This is a genomic window from Acinetobacter sp. YH12106 (assembly GCF_013418995.1).
Classification (GTDB): Bacteria; Pseudomonadota; Gammaproteobacteria; order Pseudomonadales; family Moraxellaceae; genus Acinetobacter; species Acinetobacter pseudolwoffii.
In genome coordinates this window covers 1-7,590 of the sequence record NZ_VPAV01000044.1, presented here as the reverse complement: position 1 = coordinate 7,590, position 7,590 = coordinate 1, and the positions used below count along the sequence as shown (strand labels likewise).

Annotated in this window: 9 protein-coding genes; 3 read left to right on the top strand and 6 right to left on the bottom strand. The window is 36.6% G+C overall.

All coding sequences use genetic code 11. The features are described from left to right. The 5 genes from FTU45_RS14730 to repM form a co-directional block, all read right to left on the bottom strand. Positions 1-221: BrnA antitoxin family protein (locus FTU45_RS14730; protein ID WP_180076660.1), on the bottom strand; the 221-nt coding region annotated here is incomplete at its 3' end. Then, entirely contained in the window at positions 184-495 is a 312-nt protein-coding gene (locus FTU45_RS14725) for a BrnT family toxin (protein WP_086183165.1), read from the bottom strand. The genes FTU45_RS14725 and FTU45_RS14730, both read right to left, overlap by 38 nt. Before the next feature lie 232 nt (positions 496-727). Then, positions 728-1,357, bottom strand: coding sequence for a hypothetical protein (locus FTU45_RS14720; protein ID WP_078194520.1), 630 nt, complete (start codon positions 1,355-1,357; stop codon positions 728-730). Between the two features lie 215 nt (positions 1,358-1,572). Next, entirely contained in the window at positions 1,573-2,100 is a 528-nt protein-coding gene (locus tag FTU45_RS14715; protein ID WP_068975474.1) for a plasmid replication DNA-binding protein, read from the bottom strand. Between the two features lie 84 nt (positions 2,101-2,184). After that, on the bottom strand, positions 2,185-3,114 hold the full coding sequence (gene repM / locus FTU45_RS14710; RefSeq protein WP_068975475.1) for a replication initiation protein RepM: 930 nt from the start codon (positions 3,112-3,114) through the stop codon (positions 2,185-2,187). Positions 3,115-3,863: 749 nt separating this feature from the next. Between repM and FTU45_RS14705 the strand changes: the two genes are divergently transcribed. Beyond that, entirely contained in the window at positions 3,864-4,130 is a 267-nt protein-coding gene (locus FTU45_RS14705; RefSeq protein WP_068975476.1) for a hypothetical protein, read from the top strand. A gap of 59 nt (positions 4,131-4,189) precedes the next feature. Here FTU45_RS14705 and FTU45_RS14700 read toward each other — a convergent pair whose 3' ends face one another. After that, positions 4,190-5,365: a MobA/MobL family protein gene (locus tag FTU45_RS14700; RefSeq protein ID WP_180000615.1), complete on the bottom strand. Its 1,176-nt coding sequence runs from the start codon at positions 5,363-5,365 to the stop codon at positions 4,190-4,192. Positions 5,366-5,671: 306 nt separating this feature from the next. Between FTU45_RS14700 and FTU45_RS14695 the strand changes: the two genes are divergently transcribed. Both FTU45_RS14695 and FTU45_RS14690 read left to right on the top strand, forming a co-directional pair. After that, complete coding sequence (locus tag FTU45_RS14695; RefSeq protein ID WP_179991695.1) at positions 5,672-6,448, top strand: hypothetical protein; 777 nt, start codon at positions 5,672-5,674, stop codon at positions 6,446-6,448. A 329-nt stretch (positions 6,449-6,777) separates the two neighbouring features. Then, positions 6,778-7,125, top strand: coding sequence for a hypothetical protein (locus tag FTU45_RS14690; protein ID WP_004641894.1), 348 nt, complete (start codon positions 6,778-6,780; stop codon positions 7,123-7,125). Positions 7,126-7,590 lie beyond the last annotated feature (465 nt).

Here is a 7,590-nt window from a genome sequence, read left to right as displayed (position 1 = left end):
ATGACATCTGCATCAATGCGTACTGTAGTCACTTGTTTAGTTGGCTTATAAAACGGATTTTGGACAGCATTTTTCCAAAAGCTTTCATCAAGTTCAGGAATGTCGGAAAAGTCTATTTCACTGTCTGCGCGTTTAGCCAGAGCTTCAAGTCTTGCCTTTTGTTCTTCAGACAAAACAGGAGGTTTATTCAAATCTACTTTGTACGTAACGGTTTTGCTCATACTGTTTCCTCTCTTTTTTCTCTGCCTGTCGTGCTGAAATAATACGGATATGATCAATCCCATTATGATCTTGTACAGTATGAGCCACCAATAAAACTGTCTGCCCGTGTACGAGACCTATCGCTTGCCAACGATATTCACCATTTTCAAAGCGATCCTGTTTGAAGACGGCATGAGCATCATAAAAAACTAAGGTTGCATCTTCAAAAGCTACACCATGTTTTTTGAGGTTTGTTTCTGCTTTATGCTCATCCCATGAAAACTCAATTTCCATAGTTGCATCGCTTTTTGTTAATATAAAAATGTTAATACAAAATTGTAAATTTTGCAAAGTTCTTCCATTTTTTATTGGCAAAATCTTACAGAATCGAACATAAAAACGCCGATTTGTTTCAAAATCGGCTTTTTGTGCATTTTTTAACTTTGGTGAAATTTATAAGTGCTTGATATTTAATTTAATATACAAGTGTATTGCGTATAATCACCATTATGTTAAATGTATAACTTTATAAAGTGTTAATTTTAAAGTCTTCCAATGTTTTGCCTTTTTCTTCTAATAAATTATGAACAAACTCAGGCTCTAATTTCAGCATCAGTTCAATAGCATCATGGATTTTCCAAAATTGTAATTCAGGATGATCTATTATTTGGATTAAATGGTTTTTAATTAAAGGAATATATTCATCGTATTTTTCATCATCAATTAACCAAAATAAGCGACTAATATCAAATGGTTCTGTATTAGATATTTCTATAATCTTTTGTATAGGATGAAATATTTTTATTCTAGCCTGTTCACCAAATCCTAGATCAGCTTGGAATGCCCAATAACGAACAAAAGCTCTAAGTACATGCTGAAGTGTATCATCATAACCATGTAAACGATGATCTATATAACCAACTAATTTATTTTCATTTAATAAATTTACTAATGCATCAAAACCAGAGGATTGTCCCCAATTAGTCAGAAGTTTTGCTGCCTCAAATACAATATTTTCATCAGAAGAATTTAATAAATTTATGACTTGTTCTATACGATCTTCAGGAATATCTTCTGGATCTAAATCTGTTGCATCACATGCGTAATCTGCATGAGTAGGAACGTCATGCAGTAATACAGAAATTTCTTTATTCATTAAGCCACTCATTAATAATTATCTTAAGATTTTCTAAAATTAACATAATACACCTTATACGAAATGCTTTTGATTTTTCATTAAATTTCAGTGTCTTATGTCGATGTGAAAAGCCCAATCATCTCCGATTGGGCTTTTTTGTCGATTCTTCACGTTCCACGCCCACTATTTAACCAATGTTCCACGGGTTTAATAAGCCCAGGTGAACAATCAGATCAGCCATACGGCTTAAAGAAACGGCTCCAGAAGCCTCTTTGCTCCGGTTCAGGCTCAATATGCTCAGGAACAGGAATTCGCTTATTCTCGCTTGGCCTAGGAGTAGTTAATACCTCAGAATTAGTCTGTTGAACAGGCTGAGGTATATTGACTGTATTCTGCATTACAGACTGGTTTTTATCTTCCTGTTTAGATGGTTCTAGGACACCTTTAAACTCAATTCTATGGGTGAGATCTTCGATATGTTGCAGCAAAGACTTTTCTCTTTGATTTGCTAAATCCAACTGGTTTTTAAGTAAGGAAATCTGATCTTTTAGGACACTTTCAACCTCAGACTGGACGTGTACAGGTGCATCCCTTTGAACTTGTTCAGTACGTGTACTGGACTGAACACCAATTGGATTTCCATAAACTCTTATTAATTCTGATAGATCTATAAGTCCATCATTATCCCTTGATAATTCTCCATTTTTTATAGCTTCATAGATTGTTGTTCGTGATTTTTTAAAGGCTTTACTAGCGTCCATAACGCTAAATTTTGTTGTGTTCAATGTAGTCCCTCAGTGCATGTACACGGATGTTCATCTGAACATCCTACCTGAACATGAAGTTTATTTTGCGTTAAATCCTACTTTTTTAAGATACGGTAGTAGTTCTTCAAATTTCTCTTGATTCTGTAGCATTTCAGCAATTCGAATAGCAAATTGTGCATAGCTTTCGGTACCTTGAGAGTACTTACTCATGTCAGCAAGTTCTGACAGTTTATTAGCAAACAAATGGCGTTGTGCATCGGTCATTTTCGAGAAAAGATCAAGGGTATTTGAACTCTTACTATTTGCATTAGCTGTAACTCCTTTCTTTTGTTTGAAAGAAAATGAAAAACCTGAAATGTTACGTCCCTTTTTATGCTGTTCGTATTTAACAGTAATGTCAGTGTGTTCATTAATTTGAGCAATAGCTAGATTTAGTACCCGATCTTTAAAATTGCCCATTCTTGTGTATTCATCATCGAGAATACCTATCTTGTTTCTAAATTCTGTTAGTTCAATAACTGGTGTTTGACCTGTACTGCGCCAAGCAATCAATAACTCGTATAAACGTACAGCATAAGCACTACTGAGATTACTAATTTGCTGTAACTCATACTTTGTGAACTGTACTTCCAAACGTGTAATAAGGGGAACAATAGCTGGTGCAAAGATCAGCTTTACTGTTGCTTCATCATCGATATATCTAATTTCGCTAACCCAACGACTTAGAACATTCTCAACATTCCCTCTTTTGTTGATCTCTTGATAGCTAAATTGTCGGGCGAATAAGTCTTTACAAGCATCTTTCAAGGCCTGGTAGGCTGTTTGTCTTGCAACATTAAACTGGTTGATATAGCTCTCTGCATGGACTTCTAAAGGATCATTTGCATTAATCCCTTTCCCACTTTCCCTTGCTTCAACAATAGCCAATAAAATTAAACGTTGTTCTACTAAGTCTAAGTTATAGCTTGCGTTGATTAAGGCATTGTCTTTAACAACTAAATCCCGCATCTTATGTATCTACATTATTATTTATGAATATAAGTCTATATTAATAATTATGTAGATTTATGCAAGGTAAACGTAGTTAAATCTACTGAAAATATTTTGTAGATTTATGGTAGGTAAACGTAGTCATATTGGTAGGTAAACGTAGTCATATTGGTAGGTAAACGTAGTCATATTGGTAGGTAAACGTAGTCATATAGCGTCTGTAACCATTGTGAATAAAGGCTTTCAGTATGTCTAAAAGCATTTAAAAACTTTAAAAATAATTAAAAGCCCAGGTCATGAAAAATTGCCCTTGGTTTTCGCTTCGCTCAAACTCTATTGAATCTCGCTTTCGCTCGATTCTAGGGGGCAATTTTTTACTTAATTTCGTTGTAGCTTGAATAAAAAGCAAAAGCTCTATCGTTCGCGCACTTCGTGACGCTCTGATTCTAAATCACGTAAGTAAAGGGGAGCCTGTAATCAGGGAAAAAAGCGGGTGAAATTTTAATGATGTCAGTTCGCTCGTAGACACTCGCTCTGTAAAGTTAGGTGATATTCCAAAAAGTGTCGCTACTTAAGTAATAATACTTTTTGAATATTCCATATGCATAGGACATAAAATGTTTTACACATATTATGGTAGTTTTAATTTTTATAAATTGAACATTATTTAATCAAAAGTAACTTTTTTTCCAAAAATGCAACGTATGAAATCATGAAAAATTAAAAATTGTTATGCTCCAATTTTCTGCCCAAAAGAGAGAGTTCACATGAACTTTTTTAAAGAAAATGAAGAACATATTTTATTGTATTCAAAAATTAGTTATTGCGATAAGACGGCATATTTACATTTACTATTTTCAAATGGTGAGCTGACGTTTAAAAGTACTGATCTGATAAGTGTTAGTTATGAACAGATATATTTGCTCAAAGAGAATAAAAACATGGCAATACAAATAAATCCTAGTTCTGAAAAAGAAATTCATAATTTACAGCTTCTTTTTAAAGAAGCTGTAAATTATGAATCGACTTGCTAATCAGTCGATCGTAGCACACGCTCTTTATATACCTTCTAGGTATATAGAAAACATCAAACCTAGGGACCGCCAAAATCATAATCATCATTCTTTGGTTTAGGCTGTATGGATGACAGAGTAGATTCAGCAGGTTGGTTGGTTTGAATAACTTTCGATTGTTCAGCCTGAGATTTTAAGACAGGATTGAACTCGATTTGGGGATCTGGATATTCGAGTGAATTTTTCAGCTGGTAATCCATCCTGTTCAGGTTCCAATGTTCAGTCTGAAGCATTGGCTTCTGTGTTTTGATGATTTCTTTGAAATCTTGATTGAGTTCTTTTTGGTTTTTGGCTTTTTTGGCCAAGTAATTCAAGTAGTGCATGACTTCGAGTGAGGTGTAAGGCTCATTCAAGCATGAATAGAAATATTCATGTGTCTGCGTCTGTTGCCGCTGCTTTTGTTCCATTTCTCGTTCTTTGGCATTGTGCAGCCGGATTTTCTGGATCTCAGCCAGGTATTCCACGGTTTCATTCTGTTTCCCAGCACCTAATTTGGGTTCCGGGAGATACAAGGTGCCATGGATCTCGTTGTATTTCTCATAGTTGTCAGCTGAAACCTGATTTTTGATGGTGATGTCTTGGCCATCCAGTGTGTAGGTGACGGTTGGACAGTGCTGTGCAAGGGCATCATTCAGATGGTTTTCCCATTGTTTTCGGATATAAATTAAAAAAGTGGAATAGTCTGCGTGGCCATCCTGCAGCTGGATTTTCTTTGCACCGCCTTTGCTTGGATCTTTGGGGTTATAGCGTTTGAAATATTGTTCGGCTGTCCGTTCAATACTGTCATCGGCTTTTAGCGAGAACATGATGTGACAATGAGGCTGATCTTCGCCACTGAGGCGCGATTTAACGTTATGTATGGCGTATGAATGCGGATATTGCTGTGGAACTATATGTTTGTCTAAAAACGTCTCTATGAGCGTTTTACGCTGTTCTGGCGTGAACTCATTTGGTAGGGCAATTTCATACTCCATGTAGGCCTTGGCATTGGCTCGTTCATGACTATCGGCTGCCTGCCAAAACTCAATCGGATCTTTGACAAAGGCGGGCATGCAACGTCCAGGTTCAACATGTTCTAGGACTTCTTCGCTTTTTTTCCTGATGCCTTCGTACTGCATCAACCGAGCAATATAGAGGTAATGCTGGGTGGCGTAGCCTTTATTTTTACTTTTGACGCTGAAGTGATAACTGGCCATGCTCACCTTTTTGTTGGTCTGGGATCGGTTTTTATGCAGTGAAACGGAATGAAAACCGCACGGATTTGGAATGCCTGGATGGCTGAAAAATCCGGTTGAAGGGGGTCAAGGGGGAAGCGCCCCATTGCGTACTAGTTTCTCCGATTAGGAGAAACTGTCAAGTGCGAATTATTTAAAATAAAAATAAAAATTCTTTTCAAGAAATTTTATTTTTATTTTAAATAATTATTTTCAGACTGCCCTCTTCAAATATGGTAAAACCATATTTGAAGAGGTTGCAGTTCTGAAAATTTGGCGGCAGATGATATGACTCAGGAAAAAGCAAAAAAGCGCGGTAGACCAGCTCAACTTTTACAAATGGCAGAGTTACATGCTTTCGTTGAGTTTTTATTAGAGAGACACCCTCGGACTGAACTTCAAAATCAAGTCATTGATGTTCTACAAGCGGACGATTTTAATTTTGAAATGTTGTCTGAAGCTCATCAGATCTTAGTGAAAGAAGCGTTAAAACCTTATCGTGAACATTTGAAGCTTCAGTTGCTGTTTGATGAGCTTTCTACCAAACCTAAACAGACTGAATATGAAGCTAAATTTATAGAGCTTTTTCAGGCATACCAGGACAATCAATTGGGTGTTGCTGAACTAAATATTCTGAAGATGATGTGTACCCGATATCTGAATTTCAAAGCTCAAAAACTGCAATATGCTGATTTGGAGCTGTACTTGAGTCAGATCCAGAAAAAAGATGCAGGAAAAAAACGTAAAGCCGAAAATCAACGTAAGTTTGAAGTGGGTGGTGGAGTTTTAAGTGCTTATAAAGTCAAAAATGATGATGCGTTGGATACCGAAAAACTTTTAAAGCAGGTGCAGATTGATCGTTACTTAGCTGTAAAACTTCGACAAACAAGAATTTATAAGAAGGTATGGGCTATGGATCTTAATCCTAAAGAAAAGATAGAGTTGCTTTTTGAAGTTTTAAATCAATTAACTTTATTTCAACAGACTGCTGATGGAGTAAAGATTCTAGATCTAGCGATCAAAAATTCTCAAGAAAAGTTATTAAAAATTCAGACTCCTAAATAGTCACCGATTTTATAGACACCTTTTAGTTAGATTTTTCAGTTTTTATAAGAACTACTGATTAGGACCTTGACGGCCTGCTTTTTACTGGATAATCTTATTTCAACGCAGCAAAATCTGTGTCCAGGCGTGAGAACCTGATAAAATCTAGGTGCAATTAAATGTCGCACTTGCGGCTATTTTTTTGCCTACTGTTAAGCAGTCCCTATGGTAGCTTAGCAGGGCAGCTTTGTGCTGGCTGATCCTAGATTCAGTATTCTCACCCCTGTTAAGTTGCCTCCATTGCCGTGAGAAGTGATGGAGATAATTAAACTCTTATCTAGGAAACTGCTATGCAGATTAAATTCAATAATGCAAACCCATGCATGCCAAAAAACCTCGCTAAACAACTGATTGTCGAAAGCGCAAAACTTCTGAATCATCAACAACGCCAAGCCTTGCTCGATATTTTCATGACTTTAGATCAGGCGGAAAGAACAGCTGAAAATACACTTCAGCAACATGCTGTAGCGCAACAAAGCACCCACAACTTTTCTCAAGATTACGAATGCCAAGAATACAATCAGGAATATTGGTCAGGTCATTACTATGATTCTTACAGTCAAGAATATCCGGAAGATTGGGTAAAACGGACTCAGTCCACCCCAGGTCGTCATAAGTTCCCTAGAACTGCTTACTGATCGTGGGGGGTGCCTTTTTAAAAGTAGGCATCATAATCCGAGCTACTCGACCGAGTTGGCTCGGATGAATACCGGGGAAACTGAGGGATTTGAGAACCTGATGACAGTCGTTGAACTGCATATTAAAGAACTCAATACCTCTGCCGCCTAAAGCATTCACTACACGATTAATCGTATCAAAACGTGGTGCTTAATCCTGACGTAGGACTTTGTGGAGTGCCTCACCCCAATCCCTGCTTCTTTAGCGATTTTGAGTCATGCCACGAGCTTTAGCAATAACACCAAATTCATATTCTAAAAGCGGACATTTCTACTTTGGGCTACTGAATTTCGTATATGAGATTTTATGTTAAATAAGACTATTAAGATCAGTTATAATTATCCAATAAGTGATTAAAAATAATAAGGTAATTTATGTCTACATGGGTGTGGGTACTTATTTATTTGGCAGTTAGCTTAATGTTC